This is a genomic window from Alkalibacillus haloalkaliphilus C5 (assembly GCF_000269905.1).
In the GTDB taxonomy this organism is placed as follows: Bacteria; Bacillota; Bacilli; order Bacillales; family Alkalibacillaceae; genus Alkalibacillus; species Alkalibacillus haloalkaliphilus_A.
In genome coordinates this window covers 1-20735 of record NZ_AKIF01000033.1, presented here as the reverse complement: position 1 = coordinate 20735, position 20735 = coordinate 1, and the positions used below count along the sequence as shown (strand labels likewise).

The following is a 20735-nucleotide window of genomic DNA, read 5'->3' as shown; positions in this document are numbered from 1 at the left end:
AAAACCTTTAACTTTGAACGATACTATCGTGATGTCCGAGCAGGGCTGCACAATCCACCAATCGATGATGTCGTTTACGAACAGTTTGCGGCATTAGCACTAGATGAATAGACGGTGTACTTGCGAGAAAAAGTAGACAAATTTATAATAGAAGTAAAGATGACATAGGGAGAAAGTTGATCATGACAACTGTATTAATAATATCAATTGTGATTGTCGTTATTGTGACCATTTTTACAATCTTTGCGATTTCAAAAGGGTATGCTTATAACCATCAAGTTGACCCTTTACCAAGTGATGAACCAGAAGAATTTGAACAGACAGAAAAAAGCGAGGACAAATAACTGTCCTCGCTTTTGCATTAGTCTAAAGCATAATGATTTAAAAAGGATTCAAACTCTTCTTCTGGAGCAGCACCAACTATTCGGTTAACTTCTTCACCGTTTTCAAAATGTACTACAGTAGGTGTGCTATCAATCCCGTAATTGTGCCAACCTTGTTCATACTCGAGTAAATTGTAAAGGACTAAATCAACATCCATGTCCTCTGCAAGTGGTACTAAGACAGGTGTTGTTTCTAAGCAGTATTGGCACTCAGGGCTATGGAAATACACCGTCACTTGCTCTTCCTCTTCTAATGTCGTTTCTAGTTCACTAGGTGTGACTTCGTTATCATAAAGTGGATCATCTGTTACATCATCAGAAGAAGCATCCACTAATAAAATTAATGCAATAAATAATACAACGATGACACCACCGAAAATTAATAGTTTCTTCATATTAGTCCTCCTTTGAATATTTATAACCAAACACGCTTATAATGAGAATTAACGCAAAGGCTGTCCCAGCAAGGAAAGGGATTGTAATAAATCCTCCCCAATTAATGTATTGAGCAAGACAAGAAACCTGTCCACATGATGGCGATGAGTCTTGTAATAATGTCACCTTTTGAATTGCATAATGATACCAAGACGTTAAAAGGCCGATAATTGAAAAGGCAACCCCATATATGAACACTTTACGGTCTTTAATAATAATCCCAATTAAATAGATTAATACAAGTGGGTACATAATAATCCGTTGGTACCAACACAACAAGCAGGGTTCAAATTGTTTAATTTCTGAAAAGTATAATGAACCTAGTGTTGCTACTAAAGCAATGACCCAAGTAAAAACCGCTAAATTTTCTCCTTTTTTATTCATTTTACGAATCCCCTATCATTATAACATTGAGACTATATAAGAATTATATTATGAATGCTCAATTTAAGTAAGTAATTTGTTTGAACATTTTCTAACTAAATAAAATAGTGTATGATTATAAAAGATTGGAGGCACATGAATGGGCAAATTTCATAGTTTTAGTAGTCGAATTGGTACAGCGTTTGTCACGCTATTAATTGCATACGTCGTGTATTTATTATATTCTGGTTTTCATTTAGCAGAGGCTTATGAATTGTTATCAAACCCATTAATCTGGGCTATATTCATTTTATACTTAATGATTAGTTCTTATGTTAATGAATGGTTGGCTAAAAAGTTAGAAGACGATTCAAGAAGAATGTACGTATCACTTTATATGGTTTCAGGTATGTTTATTTGGTTTCTAGCCTATTCGCCATTTATTTTTTCATCATTTTTAATGTACATATATTTAGTTTTGTATAGTAGTATATTTACGGTTGTGGCGTTTATTTTATTTTACTTCATCGAAAGATATACGAGACAGTCGAGGAAACGACCTTTTATCGTTGGGTTTCCAGCAATCGTTGTATTATTGGTTATCTTAATAGCTAACCCGTCGATTACGGAAGGCTTAACCATTGAACAAAATGATAGTGAATATTATGCATCATTTGATCGAATTAATGGAGAAGAAGTCGTGGAGATTCCAGTAGAAGCAGGTCATCATTATGAGTTTCGAGTTGAATGGGATTTAGAAGATGACACACTTCCACACGGGTTAAAGATTCACCCTTCTGCAAGTGATCTAGGATCTGTTGAGTATATAGGTGATGGTGAAGAGTGGCTTTATGAATTAGAGATTGCTCAAGACGGCGAACTGCCAATCATCTTTCACGGAAAAAATATCGGAGGATCAATTTCATTTACATGGAATGAACTTAATTAATTTTGCAAAACTGCTGATGGTAAATCAGCAGTTCTTTTTTTATTAAGAATTTGTAAATCAGGTTGAAATGTGGGGTGTAAAACCTATATTATAATATAAGCATTTACTTATATAGGAGTGGTTGAACGTGACAATAAAAACAGAAGTAACGACTGAAGAGCTTTCAAGTGTATTAAAGTTACTCGGTGAAAAGACCCGAATGTCCATTATGCAGTACGTGTATGAGCGAGAGTTTTGTGTTTGTGAACTAGTTGAATTATTGGGTATGTCACAACCAGCTATAAGTCAGCATTTAAGGAAGTTAAAAGATGCTAAATTAGTTCAAGAAAAGCGAAGAGGTAATTGGGTGTATTACAAAATTAATGACGAGCATCAAGTTTATTACGTTATTGAGAAGATACTTATTGAACTACCTAGCATCGAAAACAAATTGCAAGAGTTAGAGAGACAAAACTTATTATGTGATTAGTTAGTGAGAGGAGTACATCATGGATATAACAATTGCTGTCATTATATTTATTGCAACATTAACTTTCGTTATATGGCAACCTAAAGGGTTAGGGATCGGGTGGTCGGCCTGTGCTGGTGCTTTAGTTGCTTTAATTGTTGGCGTTGTGACGTTACAAGATGTAGTTGATGTAACAGAACTCGTGTGGAATGCGACATTTGCATTCGTGGCGATCATTATTATTTCACTTATTTTAGATGAAATTGGTTTCTTCGAATGGTCAGCGTTACATATGGCACGACTTGCTGGCGGTAGCGGTGTGAAAATGTTTGTGTTAGTGACGCTTTTAGGAGCGGCTGTAGCTGCATTGTTTGCTAATGATGGAGCGGCACTAATCTTAACACCGATTGTCTTATCGATGGTTCGAGCACTTAATTTTAAAGAAGCAATGATTTTACCGTTTATAATGGCAAGTGGGTTTATTGCGGATACGACGTCTTTACCATTAATTATTAGTAATTTAGTCAATATTGTTTCGGCTGACTTTTTCGAAATAGGGTTCATTGAGTATATGATACGAATGATGCTGCCTAATCTATTTTCTATGGTAGCTAGTATTATTGTTTTATATCTTTTCTTTAGAAAATCAATTCCTAAAGACTATGATTTAAGTAATTTAAAAGAGCCTAAAGATGCCATTAAAGATCATAAGTTATTTCGGATCTCATGGGTTATGTTACTTATCTTATTAGTCGGGTATTTTTTGACAGAAGGTTTAGAAACGATACCTGTTTCATTTGTAGCAGGTTTCATAGCTTTAATCTTTTTAATTTTAGCGAAGCGGAGTCCAGCTGTGCCAACTGTGGAAGTTGTCAAAGGTGCGCCATGGGCCATTGTTTTCTTCTCAATTGGTATGTATGTTGTCGTTTATGGTCTGCGTAATGTTGGTTTAACTGATGTGTTAGCACAATTAATAGAAGCCTCAGCACAACAAGGTGTGTTAGCGGCAACGATGGCGATGGGCTTTTTAGCAGCGATTTTATCGTCGGTTATGAATAATATGCCAACAGTTATGATTAATGCTTTAGCGGTTGATGCGACAAATACGTCAGGTGTAATTAAAGAAGCCTTAATTTACGCGAATATAATTGGTAGTGATTTAGGTCCGAAAATTACACCAATAGGTTCACTAGCAACGTTATTATGGTTACACGTCTTATACAAGAAAGGCATTCATATTTCTTGGGGTTATTACTTTAAAGTAGGAATCATTCTCACAGTACCAGTTTTAGTAATCACGTTATTCGGTTTATACATCTCGTTAATATTAGTTAATTTATAGGAGTGATTGTAATGAATAAGCCAATTATTTATTTATTATGTACAGGAAACTCATGCCGTAGTCAAATGGCAGAAGGGTTAGGTAAAGAGGTTTTAGGTGACAAATGGGATGTTTACAGTGCGGGTATTGAAGCACATGGGGTCAACCCTAAAGCGATAGAAATGATGGATGAGATCGGGATTGATATTCGTAATCAAGAATCATCAGTTATCGATCCAAGTATATTGAACCAATCTAGCTTAGTCATTACGTTATGTGGTGATGCGAAAGAGAACTGTCCTGTGATCCCTGCTGAAGTAGAGACTGCCCATTGGGGATTAACAGACCCTGCAAAGGCAGAAGGTACAGCAGATGAAGTAAATCAAGTGTTCCGCGAAGTTCGCGATGAAATTAAACGTCGTATTGAAAATGTTAAGTCATCAAAAGCTTCGTCGGAGTAATGAGTGCACAGCTAAAAGGTGATCCCGACAATGGTTCGGGAATAAGCCTTAATTTGACTAATGTATTGTTACTAATACTACAAAGAGCGCATGACAAACCCCAGCTAGTGAATTTTTTATTTAAGTCCACTAACTGAGGTATAGTTAAATATTCGGCGGAGCCTATTTATTTTATGCGTGTGCTGGAACGTTAAGAGGTTCTTTTGGCCCAAAGAATTCATAGTGAACTTGATCACTTGTTACACCAAGTTCAGTTAAAGATTGAACTAAACTCTCCATAAACGGCGTTGGTCCACAGAAGTAAAATTCACTATTAAGATTACGAATATTATGTTCTAACCAATCTTTAGTAATGTAACCTGTTTCGTGACGCTTCAAGTGTCGATCATCAATCGGATTTGAGTATACCGTTAGTTGATTAATATGGTGGTGATCCGTCATTAAGTTTTCGACTTCATTTTTGAATGCTTGGACATGTTCATCTCTTACTGCATGAATGAAAGTAACTGGGCGGTTCGGTTGTTCTTTTACAACAGTGTGTAGCATACTGATCATCGGTGTTAAGCCAACACCTGCACCAATTAGTACTAAAGGTTTAGCGTTATTTAAGTCTAATGTGAAATCCCTGCAGGGGCACTGATCGGTATGGTGTCACCTTCATTTACTTGTTCATGCATGAAGTTTGAAACGATTCCGTTAGGGTCATATTCTGATTCACGTTTAATACTAATTCGATAACATTCTCCACCAGCCTTGTTAGAAAGACTATATTGTCTTACATGTGTGTAAGTTTCACCTGGAATTGAAACTTTAAGGCTAATATATTGGCCAGGGTTAAAAGGTGGTAAAGGTTGTTGGTCGACGGGCCTTAAATAAAATGACGTAATGACATCACTTTCTTTCACTTTTTGAGCGACGTAAAATTCTTTATAACCTTTCCATCCACCTTCTTGTTGTTCTGCTTGTTCATACATATTAGCTTCTACTTCTATAAAGATGTTAGCGATCACTCCGTAAGCATCTCTCCAAGCATTTAAAATGTCTTCCGTTGCATTCTCCCCTAATACATCGGCGATCGCTTGTAATAAATTATCACCAACAATCGGATATTGATCTGCTGTGACACCGATGCTTCGGTGCTTATGCGCAATTTGTTCGACAACAGGCATAATTTCTTCAAGCTGTTCAATGTGTTCAGCAGCAGCGATGATTGAATTTGCTAAAGCTAGTTGTTGCTTTCCTTGTTTCTGATTTGCTTGATTGAATATGTTGAGAAGTTCTGGATGGTTTTCAAATAATAAATTGTAAAAGCGAGACGTAATTTTTGTACCGTGTTCACGTAATACAGGAGCTGTAGACTTAATAATTTCTTTTTGATAATTAGTTAACATATAATAACCTCCCGTTTTTTATTCAATTTCTATTATGAAGCACAATCATCCCTAACTTTGTGATTTGTGTCACAAAGTTAGGGTGAAAATATGAACATTTTATAAATCATCCGATAGCTGTATGATTTAAAGAGAATATGAATTTTATCTGTAAGAAGATGATTGCTAATACGTCTAATAATTAAACAGTTAGAAAGAGAGGTACACACATGGATGAAGATTTAATTGCGCGATGGTTCGACTTATATGCTGATGATGTGTATCGGTTTTTGGCCTTTCGGTTAGGTAGTCCGGATGTTGAAGATTTAGTTCAAGATGTTTTTATAAAAGCAATTGATCATAGTCACTCCTTTAAAGGAGACGCCAGTCCTAAAACATGGCTGTTGACTATTGCTAGAAATTTAGCTGTTGACTATACGAGGAAAAACAAAGTCCGAGATTGGCGTCGCTTACTGCAATATGAGGAATATCAAAATCCTAAAGTCGATCAATCGCCAGAAGAGATATACGAACAAAAAGAAGCAAGTTCATTACTTTACCAATTTATTTCTGAATTAAAGCCGAATTATCAAGAAGTGCTATTGCTTAGAGGGATTGAAGAAATGTCAGTGCGGGAAGTAGCTGCCGTACTAGGTTGGTCAGAAAGTAAAGTCAGTGTCACTTATCATAGAGCGATAAAAGCACTTCAACGCAAAGGAGGTATTGAAGATGGATCGGTTTAATGAAGAACAAGAGGTTGAGTGGTTAAGACAACAGGTTCATAACTTAAAGATGGATCAACAAAAGAAAGCGGAAATGCGTTCTAATCTAATGAAACATGCTCAAAAGAAAAGAGGTCGCAATAAGAGGCAGAAGTGGATCATATTAGGTGGAACATTTGCTGCTGTTGCGCTATTTTCAGTGATTAGCTTTACGATGTTTATCGACAATGACCAATTAGAGCAAGCAACAAACATAGAAGAGGAATCAGAAGTTACTGCTTCTGAAATAGTTGAAACCATTGAAGTTGAGGGTGAAAACGGTGATTATCGGGTGCGAGGAGTACCACCAGAAGGCGTTGAAAGCTTCGAGTATGCTGTAATGCTTGACGGAGAAATTATAGCGGATGCAGGAGATGAAGTTTACAATATGACCCATGAAATGGAGGGTAGCTATTCTTTTACACTTAATTTATCTATTAAAGAAAGCTTACTCCCGAAAGAAGGAGAGTTATTGTTTTCAGTAAAGAAAGGTGATACTGAAGCATCAGTTGTGTTAGAAGAGTTTGAGCAATCAGAAGAGCTTGAAGAGTCGTTATCTGTGAAGGAAATATCGGTCGACCCAACAACTATTTTGATTGAGGGAATGGAAGAAGACACTGAAGTAACAACTTACGATTTTCAGCCTTATGACATCACATATCAAATGGATCAGTTTTTAACTCATGTTGAAGTGGATGATTATGCTGTCACACATCATAATAATTATGATGATGAAAAACGGGTTGAGGTTACAATAAGTGTGATTGAAGATCAAATTCTAAATGAAACTCAACAAATGATGGAGGAGCAGCATAGTATAAGCGAATCCCCAAGCGATCTGTCACAGTTTGAAACGACGTTCGATGGTTATCATCAGTCGATCGATATCGGAGAAGGCTATTTCATTTTAGAAATTGATAGCGATGTTTTAATGATTGAGTACAGTTACCCGACTGAAGCTGGTGATGGAATTTGGCCAAGATTAGAATTGCTAATTAACTCCATCAATCAATAACGATATAGAATTCTTAAAAGCTTATTGGTAAAATGTTACTAATAAGCTTTTTTGTTTTAGGAGGCGTTAGGTTGTTTTTACCGAAAGAAAACATATCAAGTGTGAATGGTTTGTTTGATTCTTTGGCTGCAATGAACTCGGGTAATTGTAGGCAGCGGCAAGCTGTAGCAGCTATTAAAAGGTTGGGTGTTTTAACTGATCTTTCTAAGTATGCTCCAATTGTCTGTGGAACTATTCCTTTACAAATTGACTTAGAGGAATCAGATTTGGACATTATTCTATATATTACCAACTTAAATCAGTTCGAACAGGAAGTCTTTAATTTATATGGTCATTTACCAGATTTTACGTTAGAGCGGAAACTAATTAGAGCAGAAGCGGTTGTGAAAGCCAATTTTAACTTTGGAGGCTTTGAGTTTGAATTTTTTGGTCAAGATCAACCAACACATAAACAGCATGCTTATTTACATATGGTCATCCAAGCTGAGATCTTAAAACGAGATAAAAGTTTAAAAAACCAAATTATTAAGTTAAAAGAAAAAGGGTATAAGACTGAGCCTGCGTTTTGTGAAGTGTTAGGAATTGATGGTGACCCTTATATTGGGTTGTTAGAGTATGGTAGGCAAAATCGTTTTATTAAATGAGGTGTAAGTTGATGAGTGAGGCAAAATGGCATGATCAAGCAAGAGTAATGTGGGATGAAAAAGCATCATTTTGGCACGCGAACAGTCGTGAGATGTGGGACAGTGGAAGCCGTAGAACGATTATTCCTTTCTTTGAACAACAAGTTCCTAAAGGTCATTCGGTGTTAGACCTGGGATGTGGTGATGGTTATGGCTCATATAAGCTTTGGGATAAAGGTTATGATGTCACAGGTGTTGATTTATCACATGAAATGATTTCGCTATGTCAAAGTAGATTAACTGAAGATATGGAGCGACTGAAATTCCTTCAAGCAGACATGTTACATTTACCATTTGAAGACCAATCCTTTGATAGCTTGATGGCAATTAATTCATTAGAATGGACAGAAGTACCAGCTGATGCGTTTAAAGAGATTGCACGTGTTATTAAACCCGGTGGTTATATGGTTTTTGGCATCTTAGGTCCAACAGCCGGACCGAGAAATCATAGCTATAGAAGGTTATATGGTGAAGAAGTTATTTTTAACACGATGATGCCTTGGGAGTTTGAGAAAATGATTCAAGAGCAAGGTGTGGAAGTTGTGCAGACAAAGGGAGTTTATAAACAAGGTGTTCAAAACAATCATATTAATCAATTATCGCATGAGTTAAAACAAAGCTTATCGTTTATGTGGCTATTTATGTTAAAGAAATAAAAAAGGTTGAGTATATGAGTACTCAACCTTTTTTATTATTTAGATTAAAACCTCAATATCGCTTTGATCACGAAGGTTGTTAATCATTTCTTCCATTTCTTCAGATTCTTTTTGTTGCATAACTTGTTGTTCCAGTACTTCTCTCATTTCGTCTAACTCATCAACTTCTTGTTCCATTTCCTCAGCCTGTGCTGTATATTCTTCATAAGCTTCTTCAATTTCTTCTTCAGAAACAGAAGGATCTTCTAAGTTCGCTTCAAGATAATTGTTAATTAGAAGCATTGTTGAAATTTCATCACGAACTTCTTCTTCAGTCATTTCAATTTCTTCATATACATCTTCTTCAGATTCTAGACCTTGTTGTTCTTGGATGCCAGAGATCTGGTTGTTAATTTCTTCATCAAGTTCTTCCTCAGATGGTTCAAAGCCTTCTTCAACTGCTGCTAATTCAACAACTTTTGAGTTGATCACTTGTTCAAGTGCAGCTTCACGGATCATTTCAGGGTTTTGTTGAGGATCCATTCCAAACTGTGCGTATTGTTGACCTACAGCTTGCTCGCCTTGAAGTAATTCAGCACCTGTGATTTCTTCTCCATCTACAGTTGCAACAACTTCATCTTCATCTACGTCAGAAACTTCCATATCTTCTAAGTCTTCTTCATCAGTAGGTAGCTCGTCCTCTACATCAGGTGTTTCATCTTCTTGTGCACCCTCTTCTTCACCGTTATCACCGCCACAAGCGACCATCACGATTGAGAATATAGCTAATACTAATAGTAATAGCAGTTTCTTCATTAAAAACACATCCTTTGTTATTTATAAAATGTTTCGAGTATGCATTGTAGCATAGTGGTTTTAGTAAGTACAAGAAAACGTCCAAAATGAAAAATAAATGTAATATTTGTCTTTTCACTTGCATTTTACCCAAAAAGAGAGTAAAGTATTAATTGAACGAATGATTGATATCGATGATTACTGATTGGCCTCTCTTAAAAGAAGTCTGAAGTAACAAGATTCAATTGTTTCAAAGATTATTTTTTAAGGAGGTCATTTCATATGACAGGTACAGTAAAATGGTTTAACTCAGAAAAAGGTTTCGGATTTATCGAGCGCCAAGACGGTGACGACGTATTCGTACACTTCTCAGCAATTCAAGCTGAAGGTTTCAAAACGCTAGAAGAAGGTCAAAGCGTTGAATTTGAAATCGTTGAAGGCGACCGTGGTCCACAAGCAGCTAACGTAGTTGCTCAGTAATTGACCTACAATATTCAAAGTGTGTAGCGCTATGCTACACACTTTTTTTATGTTGTAACGTTTTTTGCTAATTATAGCATTAAAATTAATCACTACATACAACTCCGTATTAAAAGGATTGAAAGCTTCGCCTAGAATGAAGATCGGAATGAATATTCATGACTTCAACGTGTTAATAACTATGTCGGATTTCACTGACTATTACAAGAAGCTTTTTCATAAAAGTTTGACTTAAGTGCATGATATAAGAGAAAATCGGGTATGTAATAGACAGAGGAAAATAATAAAGGAGTGTTGCTAATGAGTCACTTATTTACAGCTAAAGCGACAGCAAAAGGTGGTCGTGGTGGCCACGTTAAGTCAGAAGATGGTGTAATTGATTTAAATGTAGTTATGCCAACTGAAGACACGGATGAAAAAGGGACAAACCCAGAGGAGCTTTTTGCTGCTGGTTATGCCACTTGTTATGATGGTGCATTAAATCTAGTAGCTAAAAATAACGGTAAAGACATTGATTCTACTACACACGGTGAAGTTAGTTTCATGAAAGATGAGTCAGACGGTGGATTTAAAATCGCTGTTAAGTTGATCTCAGAAATTGATGGTGTGTCTCAAGACGAAGCTCAATCGTTAATGGATGAAGCACACCAAGTTTGCCCTTACTCAAAAGCAACGAGAAATAACATTGAAGTTGAATTAGAGGCGAAAGTAAAATAATTAAGTAAGAAAAAAGCCGATCTTTTTCAGATCGGCTTTTTTGCTAGTCAATGACTTCGACTCTAACTTGTCTTACCCCATATCTATTGGCTTCTGCTTCATCAGCGATAAATAAGTCGATACGATCTCCTTTAATAGCGCCCCCGATATCTGCAGCAACTGCTGTTCCATAACCTTCTACCCAAACAGTTGAGCCTAACGGAATAACATCAGGGTCAACAGCGACTACTTTTTGGTCAGGGTTTTCTCTTAAATCAATCCCGGTATAAGTCGTTCCGCTGCAACCTTCACAGTAAGCAGTGTATGCTGTTGCTGTCATATACATTGTTTCGATTGCTTCTTCTTGCTGACTAACTTGTTGTATATCGCCTTCACCTTCATTACTAGAGTTGTTCTCATTCTCAGCTTGTTGAGTAGGCTCAGGTTCAATTATAGTAATCGGTTCTCTTGCCTCGAGTTGAGTTGAGGCTGTTTCATACCCCGTTGTATATTGCTCTAATTCAGATATATGAGTTGTCATTTCTTGATGTGTGTTTGCTTCTTTTATATCAGAATCAAAAGCTACTAATAGAAGGCTATTAACAAGCCTGCTCCCAACATTAGTACTATTGTTCTTTTCATTAAAAATACCTCCATAGATGGATAAAATTCACTTCAATAGGACTATTACCTTGTTTTTGAAGCCCGAGAGATAGTATAACAGTTGTGTTTAACAGGTCAATCACAGCGCCTATACGAACAGATAACAATCATATGACACTACTTGTAAATAATCTAAATATTAATAACTTACAAATAAGTCAAATTGATTACGTATAGATGTTGAAAAATGTTTTATAATATAGTTAAATTAGTAGGTATTTGCAACTAGGCCGTTTGCAATGACTGGGGAAGGGTCAGAAAGGATGAATGGGTTGAACCGCATTTTAGTTGTAGGTTCAAGCGGTGCAGGGAAATCAAGTCTTTCTCGTCGTTTAGGTGAGGTGTTAGACATGCCCGTTATTCATTTGGATTCACTCTTTTGGCAACCTAATTGGGTTCAAATTAATCAAGAAGAGTGGAAGCAATTGAATAAAGAGATTGTGAAGGGAAATCAATGGGTCATTGATGGTTTTTACCCTTCAACAATTAATATTAGAATGGAGCATGCTGACACGGTGATCTACTTGAATTATTCTAGACGAGTTTGTTTATTTCGCGCGTTTAAGAGACGTTTTCAATATAGGGGTAAGACAAGACCTGATATGGGGGAAGGCTGTCAAGAGCGATTACCTATTAGTTTCTTAAAGTACATTTGGGATTTCCCTAGACACCAAAAACCAATTCTGGAAGAAGCGCTACGTCATGCGGGTTCACATGTTAACATCATTGAGTTTGAATCTCCTAAAGAAGCAGAAGATTATTTAACCAATTTAAGCATGCAATATGTGTGACACGTATGTTGAAGTGTAATAAGCTAGAATATATAATCATCCGTTCATCAATGAGAGGGGTAAGAAAGTGAAAGTTGTTTTAATTAATGGAACAGTAGTTGGTTCAAAAACGAAAGTATTATTAAAAGAAGCTGAAAGCCAATTAAAACAATTCTCAGCAATCAAAGAAATTGAACATATAAGCTTAGAGGACTATCAATTAGAATTTGCCGATGGCCGAAGTAAGGAACAATATTCAGACGAAACCCAGTCAGTCATTAATCGTATTGAGAATGCAGACGGCTATATAGTTGCAACTCCTATTTTTCAAGGGTCTATTCCAGGTGCTTTGAAAAACTTATTTGATTTAGTTTCGCCAAAAGCTATGAGGTATAAACCTGTCTCTATATTAGCTAATGGTGGTACGATCCAACATCATCTTGTCATTGAGAATCAGTTAAAGCCAATATTAGATTATTTTCGTAGTTTAATAACTCCGAACTATGTTTATACACATTCTTCTCACTTTTCGCATGATAATGAGTTAATAGATGAAGATGTGAAGAGAAGGATTTATGAATTGGCGAGAGTTTTTTCTCATTATATTAGAATGAGTCAATTAATTATTGAAGAGGATCATTTAAATTATTAACTCTTACATAGTTAATAGATATTAAGAAGAGACTGGGACGAAAGTGATGAAGCGGAATTAAAAATCAAACCCGAACGAAGTCAAAATATGATTTCGTTCGGGTTTTGTGTATTAACAATTAGTTCTGTCCCAACCTCTAATTTTATGTTTATTTCCAAGCGAACTGTGGTTGTCTTTTATTTAGAAATGCTTGTACACCTTCTTGGTGGTCTTCCGTTTGGCGCATAGATAATTGTCCGTTTGTTTCTGATTCTAAGATTGCTTTTAGCTTGTTTATTTGCTGAGAGTTTAGAATACCTTTAGACTCAATCATAGCTAATATTGGGGCATGTTTTAATTTATGAACATACCCATTAACAACTTGATTAAGATCTTCATCAGTTGATAAATCTATTAATTGTAGTTGTTCAGCTTCTTTCGCTGATAACGTTTTACCTTCCCAAATGAGTTGTTTAGCTTTTACAGTTCCAACACGTTGTTCCATGAAGAAATGGCCACCACCATCAGGGATTAAACCAATTCCTATAAAGTTCATAGCTACTTTGGCGTCAGACTTAGCTATAACATAATCAGATGCTAAAGCGATACTTAATCCTAACCCTGCTGTAGCACCATTAAGAGCGGATATTGTTATTTTAGGCATTTGGTATAACGTTAAGACTATATCTTTAATCTTAGACATAACATCGTTAAAAGTATCAGGGCCACTTGCTTGAAGCATCATTTTCATGTCCCCACCGGCAGAGAAGGCTTTTCCATTACCTGTGATGATTAGTATTTTAGCTTCGCTTCGCTGAACTTCCTCTAACTTTTCTTTTAAGTCTACAAGAAGCTCTTCGTTCATGGCATTGAGCTGCTCAGGACGGTTAAGCGTTACTGTTGCAACATCGTTCTCATAGTTTAAGAGTACTGTTTCTGACATTGTACAAAACCTCACTTTGGCGTTATATTGATTGTTTGGCTAATTCCTGAAAATAGTAAGAAGATAGTTTGTATTGTTCTTTCTCTTTGAGTGATTCTGCCAAAATTCTATATAGCTCTTTTAAAGTATGGCGTTCACCTACTTCAGTTAAATAAGGAATCCATTTATTTTCTGCTTTTTCAACAAATGATGATTCACCTACTTCATCGTTAACTTGTGCTTTTAAGATCTCGAGCTGACACTTAAGTTTGACATCATTAATCCTCTTACTTAAAACTTCACCTTGTTCAATATACGATGCAGACTGTTCAATTTCCTGCAAGTAATAATGAGCTTTTGCAATTAAATGATAGGAGTGTAGTTTCTCATAATAAGATTTGAAGGAATGAATGGCATCTTCTAAGTAAGGAATGGCCTTTTCCCACTCACGCATCTCACAGTACATAAACCCTATATTATGTTTTAAGTTAGCGGTAACTAATTCTGAATCCATCATTGGTCTAGAGTCTAATATTTGAAATAAATATTGTTTTGACAGTTCGAATTCCTTTAACAATATATAATTAATCCCAAATAAAACGTAACAATCAGTAATTTTAGGGTAGAAGAATTCACTAATGAATTGCTCCTTTGCGATTTGACAATAATGGTTACTTAAGACTGGTTCTTCCATCCTTGTATATGTCGCAGCTAATAAATAATACAAGTCAGGATCTTTTAATGAATATTCAACTAAAACCTTCTCAGCGTCTTTGAAGTAAGTAATGGCTTTGTTCGGATAAGCACAATGGATGTAATAAACACCGAATATTTTGTTGAAAAGGTAAAGAGCTTCACCAGTGAAGCTTTCTTTCATGCTGTGTATTTGTTCAATAGGTTGGTTCATGGCATCTTCTTGTTTTGTTTCTATTAAGTAGTAAAATTCGATTAATCGAAAGAAATGTAAAGTCTGTAGTTGATGAAATGGTGTAATCATACTCTTTAAATGTGAGTAGGACGATTTAGCTTCATTGAAGTTTTTCTTGGCGATCAATTTATATAAGTTATAAATGTCATCATTTAAATCTTCATTTTCGACTGATATTAAATCCTCGTATGGAGCATTTAACTTATCGCATAAGGACATGATGACATCGTGGCTTGGTTCAATTGTCCCGTTCTCGATTTTACTTAAGTAAGAAATAGAACAAATGCCGTTGGCAAGCTCTTTTTGTGTGAAACCACTTTTCGTTCTGTAGTATTGGATGAATGCGCCAATGTTTGTCATATGAGTTCACCTGATTTTCCTTATTTTAATTTTATTGTAAGAGAATTGTGGAGAAATGTAAAAAAGAGCTAGGTGACTTCTGATTCACCTAGCTCTTCGATTTAATAAAAATGTGAGGTTTGTTCGTTTAACTCTTTGATCATTTCTTCTAACTTTTCAGATTCTGCTTTAAGTTTTTGGAAAGCACTCTGTTGTTCAGCTGCTGAAGCTGATATTTCTTCAGTACCTGCAGCTGTCTCTTCAGTAACTGAGCTTATACTTTCCATAGTAGATGTAATTTGTTCACTTTGTTGACGTGAATTATTCATACCATCAGTTAGTTTGTTTAAGCGTTCATAGATTTCATTGACGTGTTCAGTAATTGAATTGAAGGCGTTTTCTGATATGGCAACGGCTTCAGTTTGTTTAGTGCTTAGGTTTGTTGTTTGTTCAGTTTGGTCATGAATCGTTTTTACACCTTGCTTAATTTGTTCTACCATTTGTTTAATTCCATCAGTAGCTGATGTCGACTGGTCGGCAAGTTTTCTAACTTCATCAGCAACGACAGCAAACCCTTGTCCGTGTTCACCAGCCCTTGCTGCTTCAATAGCTGCGTTAAGTGCGAGCAGGTTAGTTTGTTCTGCAATATCGTTGACTAACTCGACAGCAGATTCAATTTGTTCTGTGTAGTTTGTAAATTGATCAACTGAATTCTTAACTTGTGAAATGGCTTCTTGGTTACTTTCCATAATGGAACGCTGGTCTTTCATGGCGTCATTTCCGTTTTCTACAGCTTGTTGAGCTTGATTACTAGCATCATTGGCGAGTTTACTTTCTTCTGTATTGGAAATGAAGTCTTGTTGCATTTGCTCAACTAAAGTAACGGCATCTTGTACATCATTAGATATAGACTGACTACCTTGAGCCAATTCGTCAGTTGAGCTAGCAACTTGTTGAGAACCTTCAGTTAAGCTATTAATTTCTTCATACAATTGGTTGCTAAAATCATTTACTCGGTTATTTATACTATGGATCGAATGAACAGTTTGACTTAAGTTGTCCATCATTGTTTTAAAAGAACGTTTTAATTGGCCTATTTCATCCTTTTCTTTTTCATTTACGTCAACTGTGATTGAGAGTTTACCATCAGCAGCCTCTTGAGCTTGTTTTGATAATAGTTGTAATGGGTTGGCAATCCTATTAGATAACCGTATTGATAATATTAGTGATGATGCGATTAATACAATGCTCGCAATTACAATAAACGTTACTAAACTGTTAATCATCGTTTCTTGTTCTTGAATGGTATTATTGTACCAATGGGTTGAAGCGCGTTCTAACATGTAAGCATCGTTAACTAACCCAGATGTTCTTAAAGATTGACGGTGGACTTCATTCATGTTTTCTTGTTCGATCGCCATAATCGTCAGCTCTTGCCAATCTTCGTATTTTGTTTCAGCTTGTTTGAGCCAACGAGCCTGTTCATCTGTCTCAGTTAAGTTTGAAATCGTATCAATTGTTTGTTCTGTTTGCTCAATTTGAAATAAAGCATCTTGTTTTGTTGCTTCTGATGGGCTGTAAAAGTAGGTAGATAAAGCCTGTTCAGAAGCCTGTAATTGTGCATAAAACTCTTTACTTTCTAATAAAACGTCTACGTCTTCTTGAGATGAACTTTGAAAATTAATCATTTCAAATACGATCCAAGAGACGAGAGCTAAACTTAAAAGTAAAGGGATTAACGTCATAATGTATAATTTACGTTTTATATTCATTAGTACACTCCTTCCATTACGAATCACTTTGGGCTTGTTCAAGAGTTCTTTCTTCTAGTGTTGATAACTCTATAACACGAATAGGTGCAAGGCCAACACCGTCTTCATCAAGACCAAGCTCTAAGTGTTCACCATTTAATTCCTCTCCGTTATGTAAACTTTCAACAACTTCGTAAATGGCTGTGTTCACATTTTTCACCATTGATGTAACGATAGCCTCTTCTGCAATGGTGTATTGATCGGTATCTACTCCAAATGCATAGACCCCTTCATTCTCAGCTTCTTGAAGAGCACCAGTTCCTGTAAAGCCAGCAGAAGGGAAAAGGTAATCCGCTCCCTCATCAATCATGTTGTTGGCTATGTCAGCACCGAGTTGATCATCATCGAATGTACCAGCATACTCGGTTAAAATTTCAGCGTCTGAATTAACCTCTTCTACACCTTCTACAAAACCTCGTTCAAATGTGCGAATAACTTCAGTATCTACACCACCGATAAAACCAACGACATCTGATTCAGTTCGCATGCCAGCAATTAAACCTATTAAATAACTTCCTTCATCTTCTTTAAATGTGATGGAAGTTACATTAGGTAAATCAATGACATCATCAATGATGACAAACTGTTGTTCAGGGTAAGTTTCGGCCATGGTTTCAATAGCTGGAGCAGTTGAAAAACTTAATCCAATTATTACATCATGATTTTGTCCAATTAATTCTTCTAAATGTTGTTCGTATTGTTCGTCGAAAGGCTCGCGATAATCAAATACAATATCAAGTTCATCGCGTGCCTGAGTTAATCCTTGAAACGCAAGATCACTAAATGCGTTGTCACCTAAACCGCTTTCCGTTACTAAAAGACCTGCACTAATTGTTTCTTCATCTAATTCTTCAGTTTTAGAAGAGCAACCGATTAAAGTCATGATTATAAGCAATGCTGTTATTAACCTATTAAGTTTCATAAGATCCTCCAATATTTAAATGTTTGTCAAAATAGTATTACTAAAATATTATCGGATTAAGAAATTGTTTTTTTATGGATTGTGTAAAAGTTCAAATTTTAAGAAAAGAGTGTGATTTGTATATGGTTCTAGAGTGTGAATATTATTACCCACTTGTATAAGGGAAGTATTGATATATTGACGTTGTAGGAAATTAAGCTTAATATAGAAGTTGATAATAAAATACATAGAATAAATAGGTGTAAGCAGATCAACTGTTTACTTAAAAGGGAAGTCGGTGCAAGTCCGACGCGGTCCCGCCACTGTAAGGGGGAAGCGACTAACTGATCCACTGTCTTAGACGGGAAGGGGTTAGAAGCAATGAACCTAAGCCAGGAGACCTGCCTATTTGGTTTTAGCTCATTTCCTTCGGGTTTAAAGGAAAAGCTATATACAGTCTGTTGATTTTATATAGTAACTGAGGTGTGTACCCTCATTTCCTGCCTGTGTAGGAGATGAGGGTACTTTTTAATTCAGAAAGGAAGAGGGATATGAAGAAAGAAAGTTTATGGACAAAACTGTTTTTAGTGCTAATGGTAGTGCTTGCTGTCGGGTTAACAGCATGCCAAGATGAAGGAGTAACAAACGAAGGAACGAATGAACCTACTGAAGAATCTTCGGTTGAATCTGTAACCTTGACTGATAAGGCAGATGAAGAGATTACAATAGAAGGGGAAGTTGATCGCATCGTGTCTGTCATTCCTAGTGCTACAGAGATCGTGTATGCTGTAGGTGCAGGGGAGCAAGTTGTTGGTGTTTCTGAATGGGCTGATTATCCAGAGGAAGTGTTTGAAGTAGAGGAAACAGTAGGTGACATGAATTTAAATATTGAGAAGATTGTTGAATTGGAACCTGATGTCGTCATTGCTGATTTAAATAATGCAGATGACTTAGAAGCGATGAGAAATGCAGGTCTTAACGTTGTAACATTAGGCTCACAAAGTCTTGAAGAAGTATATGAAGATATAGAGTTAGTCGGTCAAGCAACGGGCCAAACAGAACAAGCAGGACAAATAGTTAATGATATGAAAATGCAAGTAGAAGAAATTACTCAAGCAGTGAGTGAAGTACCAGAAGAAGAACGTAAAAGTGTATGGATGGAAGTTGGTCCAGAACTTTACTCCGGTGGTGAAGGTTCATTTTTACATGAGCTAATCACACTTGCTGGTGGTGAGAATATTATCGCTGATCAGGAAGGATGGCCACAAGTAAGTGAAGAAGTCGTCATTGAACGTAATCCTGATGTTATAATCACGACTTATGGTTATTATACAGATGATGTAGCTGAATCTGTTTTACAACGATCAGGCTGGGATTCGATTACAGCGGTAGAAAGTGAAGAAGTTCATGACATTCATAATGATACTGTGTCACGTCCTGGTCCTCGATTAGTAGATGGGTTAGAAGAAATAGCATCGATTTTATATCCAGAATATGTGGAGTAAGTAGTAAATTGAAACTAGGTGTTAACAAATGAACAACCGATTAATATTGTCAATTGCTATACCAGCTTTATTGACCACCTTACTTGTTGTTATGAGTCTTGCTATTACAGTCGGAGCAGCAAATATAAACTGGCAAACTGTATGGCAAATCGTGATTGTTGAATTGCCTTATATACATCAGTGGATTGAACCAAGTTGGAGTGATTCAACAGAAACCATTGTACTTGATATACGAATGCCTAGAGTAATTCTAGCAGCAATAGTTGGTGCTGCACTTGCTCTAGCAGGTGCTATTTATCAAGGGGTTTTACGTAACCCGTTAGCTGACCCATTTATATTAGGTGTATCTTCTGGAGCGTCGTTTGGTGCAGCGCTAGTCTTTGCCTTCGGTTTCCAAGTCGTTTGGTTAGGTCAGTTCACTTTGCCTGTTGTTGCTTTTATGTTTGGATTTGGAACCCTTATGGTCGTGTATTTTCTAGCAAGAATCGGTCAAAAAGTAAGGATGGAAACGATTATACTTGCAGGTGTTGTCGTTCAAGCGTTTATTGGCGCTTGCCTTTCTCTAGTAATGGCTTTAGCGAATGAACAACTACAAACCATTGTATTTTGGATGATGGGTAGCTTAACATTAACTGATTGGAGCTACAATCAAATTGTCTTACCAATCATTTTAATTTGTTCCTTAATTGCTTTGTTCTATGCAAGAGAGTTAAATATGCTAGGACTAGGTGAAGAAGTAGCACACCATTCAGGGGTTTCTGTAGAAAGAACTCGGTTTTATTTATTAATATTAGCCTCCATTATGACAGGTGCTGCAGTTTCTGTATCCGGTGCGATTGGTTTTGTTGGTTTAGTCGTTCCACATATCATTAGATTGATCGTTGGAGCTGACTATCGTTTAATCTTGCCTTTATCGATTTTCGGTGGTGCTATTTTCCTAGTTGGGGCTGATACGTTAGCGCGTGTGTTAATGGCTCCACGTGAATTACCGTTAGGGATTATTACGGCCTTTTTAGGGGCACCATTTTTCGCTTATTTATTAAGAAGAACGAAGCGAGAATACTTTTAGGAGGCTTATAAATGATCACAATTGAAAATGTTTCTAAACAAGTAGAGAATAAGTGGTTGTTAAATAACGTCTCTTTTAAAGTAGACGAAGGTGCTTGCATTGGGTTAATCGGTCCCAATGGTGCGGGAAAGTCTACTTTAATGAAACTGTTGTCTGGTTTAGAAGAGCCGACGAGCGGAACGGTCAAAGTTCTAGGGAAAGAAGCGGGTAAGTGGTCGGTTAAAAAGCTGGCGCAAAAAGTGTCTGTCTTAACACAAGATGGTTTAGCACCTTACCCAATGACTGTTTATGATGCGGTATTAATGGGACGTTATCCGCATTTAAGTTTTTTTCAAAGAGAAGGAAAAGAAGACTACAAGCGTGTTGATAACGTATTAAATATGACTGGTTTATATACTTTT

General features: G+C 36.4%; 24 protein-coding genes, 1 pseudogene and 1 riboswitch. Of the genes and pseudogenes, 16 read left to right on the top strand and 9 right to left on the bottom strand.

Annotated features, from left to right (window positions below; genetic code table 11):
- Positions 1-182: 182 nt before the first annotated feature.
- Positions 183-344, top strand: a complete 162-nt coding sequence (ytzI, locus tag A194_RS19705) for a YtzI protein (RefSeq protein WP_017185861.1) — start codon at positions 183-185, stop codon at positions 342-344.
- Between the two features lie 17 nt (positions 345-361).
- Here ytzI and A194_RS0105490 read toward each other — a convergent pair whose 3' ends face one another.
- Entirely contained in the window at positions 362-778 is a 417-nt protein-coding gene (locus A194_RS0105490) for a thioredoxin family protein (RefSeq protein ID WP_017185860.1), read from the bottom strand.
- 1 nt (position 779) lies between these two features.
- Entirely contained in the window at positions 780-1202 is a 423-nt protein-coding gene (locus A194_RS0105485) for a disulfide oxidoreductase (protein WP_017185859.1), read from the bottom strand.
- 139 nt (positions 1203-1341) lie between these two features.
- On the opposite strand from A194_RS0105485, the gene A194_RS0105480 reads away from it, so the two are divergent.
- From A194_RS0105480 to arsC, 4 genes are all read left to right on the top strand, one after another.
- Positions 1342-2130, top strand: coding sequence for a hypothetical protein (locus A194_RS0105480; RefSeq protein ID WP_017185858.1), 789 nt, complete (start codon positions 1342-1344; stop codon positions 2128-2130).
- A gap of 127 nt (positions 2131-2257) precedes the next feature.
- A complete protein-coding gene (locus A194_RS0105475; RefSeq protein WP_017185857.1) occupies positions 2258-2599 on the top strand; it encodes an ArsR/SmtB family transcription factor in 342 nt (113 codons plus the stop codon).
- 19 nt (positions 2600-2618) lie between these two features.
- Positions 2619-3920 carry an arsenic transporter gene (locus A194_RS0105470; RefSeq protein ID WP_017185856.1) on the top strand — a complete coding sequence of 434 codons (1302 nt, stop codon included), beginning with the start codon at positions 2619-2621 and terminating at the stop codon, positions 3918-3920.
- A gap of 11 nt (positions 3921-3931) precedes the next feature.
- Positions 3932-4360 (top strand): arsenate reductase (thioredoxin), encoded by a 429-nt coding sequence (arsC, locus tag A194_RS0105465; protein WP_017185855.1) that lies wholly within the window; start codon positions 3932-3934, stop codon positions 4358-4360.
- Between the two features lie 171 nt (positions 4361-4531).
- Here arsC and hmpA read toward each other — a convergent pair.
- Positions 4532-5751 (bottom strand): annotated as a pseudogene (gene hmpA, locus A194_RS17460) (NO-inducible flavohemoprotein).
- 209 nt (positions 5752-5960) lie between these two features.
- Between hmpA and A194_RS0105455 the strand changes: the two are divergent.
- From A194_RS0105455 to A194_RS0105440, 4 genes are all read left to right on the top strand, one after another.
- Positions 5961-6473: an RNA polymerase sigma factor gene (locus A194_RS0105455; protein WP_017185852.1), complete on the top strand. Its 513-nt coding sequence runs from the start codon at positions 5961-5963 to the stop codon at positions 6471-6473.
- Positions 6460-7506 (top strand): hypothetical protein, encoded by a 1047-nt coding sequence (locus A194_RS0105450; protein ID WP_017185851.1) that lies wholly within the window; start codon positions 6460-6462, stop codon positions 7504-7506. Before A194_RS0105455 ends, A194_RS0105450 begins: the two co-directional genes overlap by 14 nt.
- 71 nt (positions 7507-7577) lie before the next feature.
- A complete protein-coding gene (locus A194_RS0105445) occupies positions 7578-8150 on the top strand; it encodes a DUF4269 domain-containing protein (RefSeq protein ID WP_017185850.1) in 573 nt (190 codons plus the stop codon).
- Positions 8151-8161: 11 nt separating this feature from the next.
- Positions 8162-8845, top strand: coding sequence for a class I SAM-dependent methyltransferase (locus tag A194_RS0105440; protein ID WP_017185849.1), 684 nt, complete (start codon positions 8162-8164; stop codon positions 8843-8845).
- Between the two features lie 39 nt (positions 8846-8884).
- Here the strand turns inward: A194_RS0105440 and A194_RS0105435 are convergent, their stop codons facing one another.
- Entirely contained in the window at positions 8885-9640 is a 756-nt protein-coding gene (locus A194_RS0105435; protein WP_017185848.1) for a SurA N-terminal domain-containing protein, read from the bottom strand.
- A 261-nt stretch (positions 9641-9901) separates the two neighbouring features.
- Here A194_RS0105435 and A194_RS0105430 point away from each other — a divergent pair, with 261 nt between their 5' ends.
- Entirely contained in the window at positions 9902-10099 is a 198-nt protein-coding gene (locus A194_RS0105430; RefSeq protein WP_017185847.1) for a cold shock domain-containing protein, read from the top strand.
- A 300-nt stretch (positions 10100-10399) separates the two neighbouring features.
- Positions 10400-10816 carry an organic hydroperoxide resistance protein gene (locus A194_RS0105425; RefSeq protein ID WP_017185846.1) on the top strand — a complete coding sequence of 139 codons (417 nt, stop codon included), beginning with the start codon at positions 10400-10402 and terminating at the stop codon, positions 10814-10816.
- Between the two features lie 43 nt (positions 10817-10859).
- Here the strand turns inward: A194_RS0105425 and A194_RS21310 are convergent, their stop codons facing one another.
- On the bottom strand, positions 10860-11336 hold the full coding sequence (locus tag A194_RS21310) for a 3D domain-containing protein (protein ID WP_017185845.1): 477 nt from the start codon (positions 11334-11336) through the stop codon (positions 10860-10862).
- A gap of 385 nt (positions 11337-11721) precedes the next feature.
- Between A194_RS21310 and A194_RS0105415 the strand changes: the two genes are divergently transcribed.
- Together A194_RS0105415 and A194_RS0105410 are read left to right on the top strand one after the other, a co-directional pair.
- Entirely contained in the window at positions 11722-12249 is a 528-nt protein-coding gene (locus A194_RS0105415; protein ID WP_017185844.1) for a P-loop NTPase family protein, read from the top strand.
- 67 nt (positions 12250-12316) lie between these two features.
- A complete protein-coding gene (locus tag A194_RS0105410; RefSeq protein ID WP_017185843.1) occupies positions 12317-12880 on the top strand; it encodes an NADPH-dependent FMN reductase in 564 nt (187 codons plus the stop codon).
- Between the two features lie 148 nt (positions 12881-13028).
- Here the strand turns inward: A194_RS0105410 and A194_RS0105405 are convergent, their stop codons facing one another.
- The 4 genes from A194_RS0105405 to A194_RS0105390 all read right to left on the bottom strand — a co-directional run bounded on the left by A194_RS0105405 (position 13029) and on the right by A194_RS0105390 (position 17781).
- Positions 13029-13802 carry an enoyl-CoA hydratase gene (locus A194_RS0105405; protein ID WP_017185842.1) on the bottom strand — a complete coding sequence of 258 codons (774 nt, stop codon included), beginning with the start codon at positions 13800-13802 and terminating at the stop codon, positions 13029-13031.
- 22 nt (positions 13803-13824) lie between these two features.
- Positions 13825-15069, bottom strand: coding sequence for a helix-turn-helix domain-containing protein (locus A194_RS0105400; protein ID WP_017185841.1), 1245 nt, complete (start codon positions 15067-15069; stop codon positions 13825-13827).
- A 101-nt stretch (positions 15070-15170) separates the two neighbouring features.
- The gene (locus A194_RS0105395; protein WP_017185840.1) at positions 15171-16820 is read right to left on the bottom strand and encodes a methyl-accepting chemotaxis protein; all 1650 of its coding nucleotides are present in this window, start codon (positions 16818-16820) and stop codon (positions 15171-15173) included.
- 16 nt (positions 16821-16836) lie between these two features.
- Positions 16837-17781 carry a BMP family lipoprotein gene (locus A194_RS0105390; protein WP_017185839.1) on the bottom strand — a complete coding sequence of 315 codons (945 nt, stop codon included), beginning with the start codon at positions 17779-17781 and terminating at the stop codon, positions 16837-16839.
- A gap of 220 nt (positions 17782-18001) precedes the next feature.
- Positions 18002-18183: riboswitch (cobalamin riboswitch) on the top strand.
- Positions 18184-18311: 128 nt separating this feature from the next.
- Here A194_RS0105390 and A194_RS0105385 point away from each other — a divergent pair.
- The 3 genes from A194_RS0105385 to A194_RS17450 form a co-directional block, all read left to right on the top strand.
- Positions 18312-19265, top strand: a complete 954-nt coding sequence (locus A194_RS0105385; protein WP_017185838.1) for an ABC transporter substrate-binding protein — start codon at positions 18312-18314, stop codon at positions 19263-19265.
- Positions 19266-19293: 28 nt separating this feature from the next.
- Positions 19294-20334, top strand: a complete 1041-nt coding sequence (locus A194_RS0105380) for a FecCD family ABC transporter permease (RefSeq protein ID WP_017185837.1) — start codon at positions 19294-19296, stop codon at positions 20332-20334.
- An 11-nt stretch (positions 20335-20345) separates the two neighbouring features.
- The coding region (locus tag A194_RS17450) for an ABC transporter ATP-binding protein (protein WP_017185836.1) at positions 20346-20735 on the top strand (390 nt) is incomplete at its 3' end.

Bases quoted from the DNA above. Each gene is read 5' to 3' on its own strand.
- ytzI (WP_017185861.1), top strand. From the start codon at position 183: ATGACAACTGTATTAATAATATCAATTGTGATTGTCGTTATTGTGACC.
- A194_RS0105490 (WP_017185860.1), bottom strand. From the start codon at position 778: ATGAAGAAACTATTAATTTTCGGTGGTGTCATCGTTGTATTATTTATT.
- A194_RS0105485 (WP_017185859.1), bottom strand. From the start codon at position 1,202: ATGAATAAAAAAGGAGAAAATTTAGCGGTTTTTACTTGGGTCATTGCT.
- A194_RS0105480 (WP_017185858.1), top strand. From the start codon at position 1,342: ATGGGCAAATTTCATAGTTTTAGTAGTCGAATTGGTACAGCGTTTGTC.
- A194_RS0105470 (WP_017185856.1), top strand. From the start codon at position 2,619: ATGGATATAACAATTGCTGTCATTATATTTATTGCAACATTAACTTTC.
- arsC (WP_017185855.1), top strand. From the start codon at position 3,932: ATGAATAAGCCAATTATTTATTTATTATGTACAGGAAACTCATGCCGT.
- A194_RS0105455 (WP_017185852.1), top strand. From the start codon at position 5,961: ATGGATGAAGATTTAATTGCGCGATGGTTCGACTTATATGCTGATGAT.
- A194_RS0105450 (WP_017185851.1), top strand. From the start codon at position 6,460: ATGGATCGGTTTAATGAAGAACAAGAGGTTGAGTGGTTAAGACAACAG.
- A194_RS0105440 (WP_017185849.1), top strand. From the start codon at position 8,162: ATGAGTGAGGCAAAATGGCATGATCAAGCAAGAGTAATGTGGGATGAA.
- A194_RS0105435 (WP_017185848.1), bottom strand. From the start codon at position 9,640: ATGAAGAAACTGCTATTACTATTAGTATTAGCTATATTCTCAATCGTG.
- A194_RS0105430 (WP_017185847.1), top strand. From the start codon at position 9,902: ATGACAGGTACAGTAAAATGGTTTAACTCAGAAAAAGGTTTCGGATTT.
- A194_RS0105425 (WP_017185846.1), top strand. From the start codon at position 10,400: ATGAGTCACTTATTTACAGCTAAAGCGACAGCAAAAGGTGGTCGTGGT.
- A194_RS21310 (WP_017185845.1), bottom strand. From the start codon at position 11,336: ATGACAACTCATATATCTGAATTAGAGCAATATACAACGGGGTATGAA.
- A194_RS0105415 (WP_017185844.1), top strand. From the start codon at position 11,722: ATGAATGGGTTGAACCGCATTTTAGTTGTAGGTTCAAGCGGTGCAGGG.
- A194_RS0105405 (WP_017185842.1), bottom strand. From the start codon at position 13,802: ATGTCAGAAACAGTACTCTTAAACTATGAGAACGATGTTGCAACAGTA.
- A194_RS0105400 (WP_017185841.1), bottom strand. From the start codon at position 15,069: ATGACAAACATTGGCGCATTCATCCAATACTACAGAACGAAAAGTGGT.
- A194_RS0105395 (WP_017185840.1), bottom strand. From the start codon at position 16,820: ATGAATATAAAACGTAAATTATACATTATGACGTTAATCCCTTTACTT.
- A194_RS0105390 (WP_017185839.1), bottom strand. From the start codon at position 17,781: ATGAAACTTAATAGGTTAATAACAGCATTGCTTATAATCATGACTTTA.
- A194_RS0105385 (WP_017185838.1), top strand. From the start codon at position 18,312: ATGAAGAAAGAAAGTTTATGGACAAAACTGTTTTTAGTGCTAATGGTA.
- A194_RS0105380 (WP_017185837.1), top strand. From the start codon at position 19,294: ATGAACAACCGATTAATATTGTCAATTGCTATACCAGCTTTATTGACC.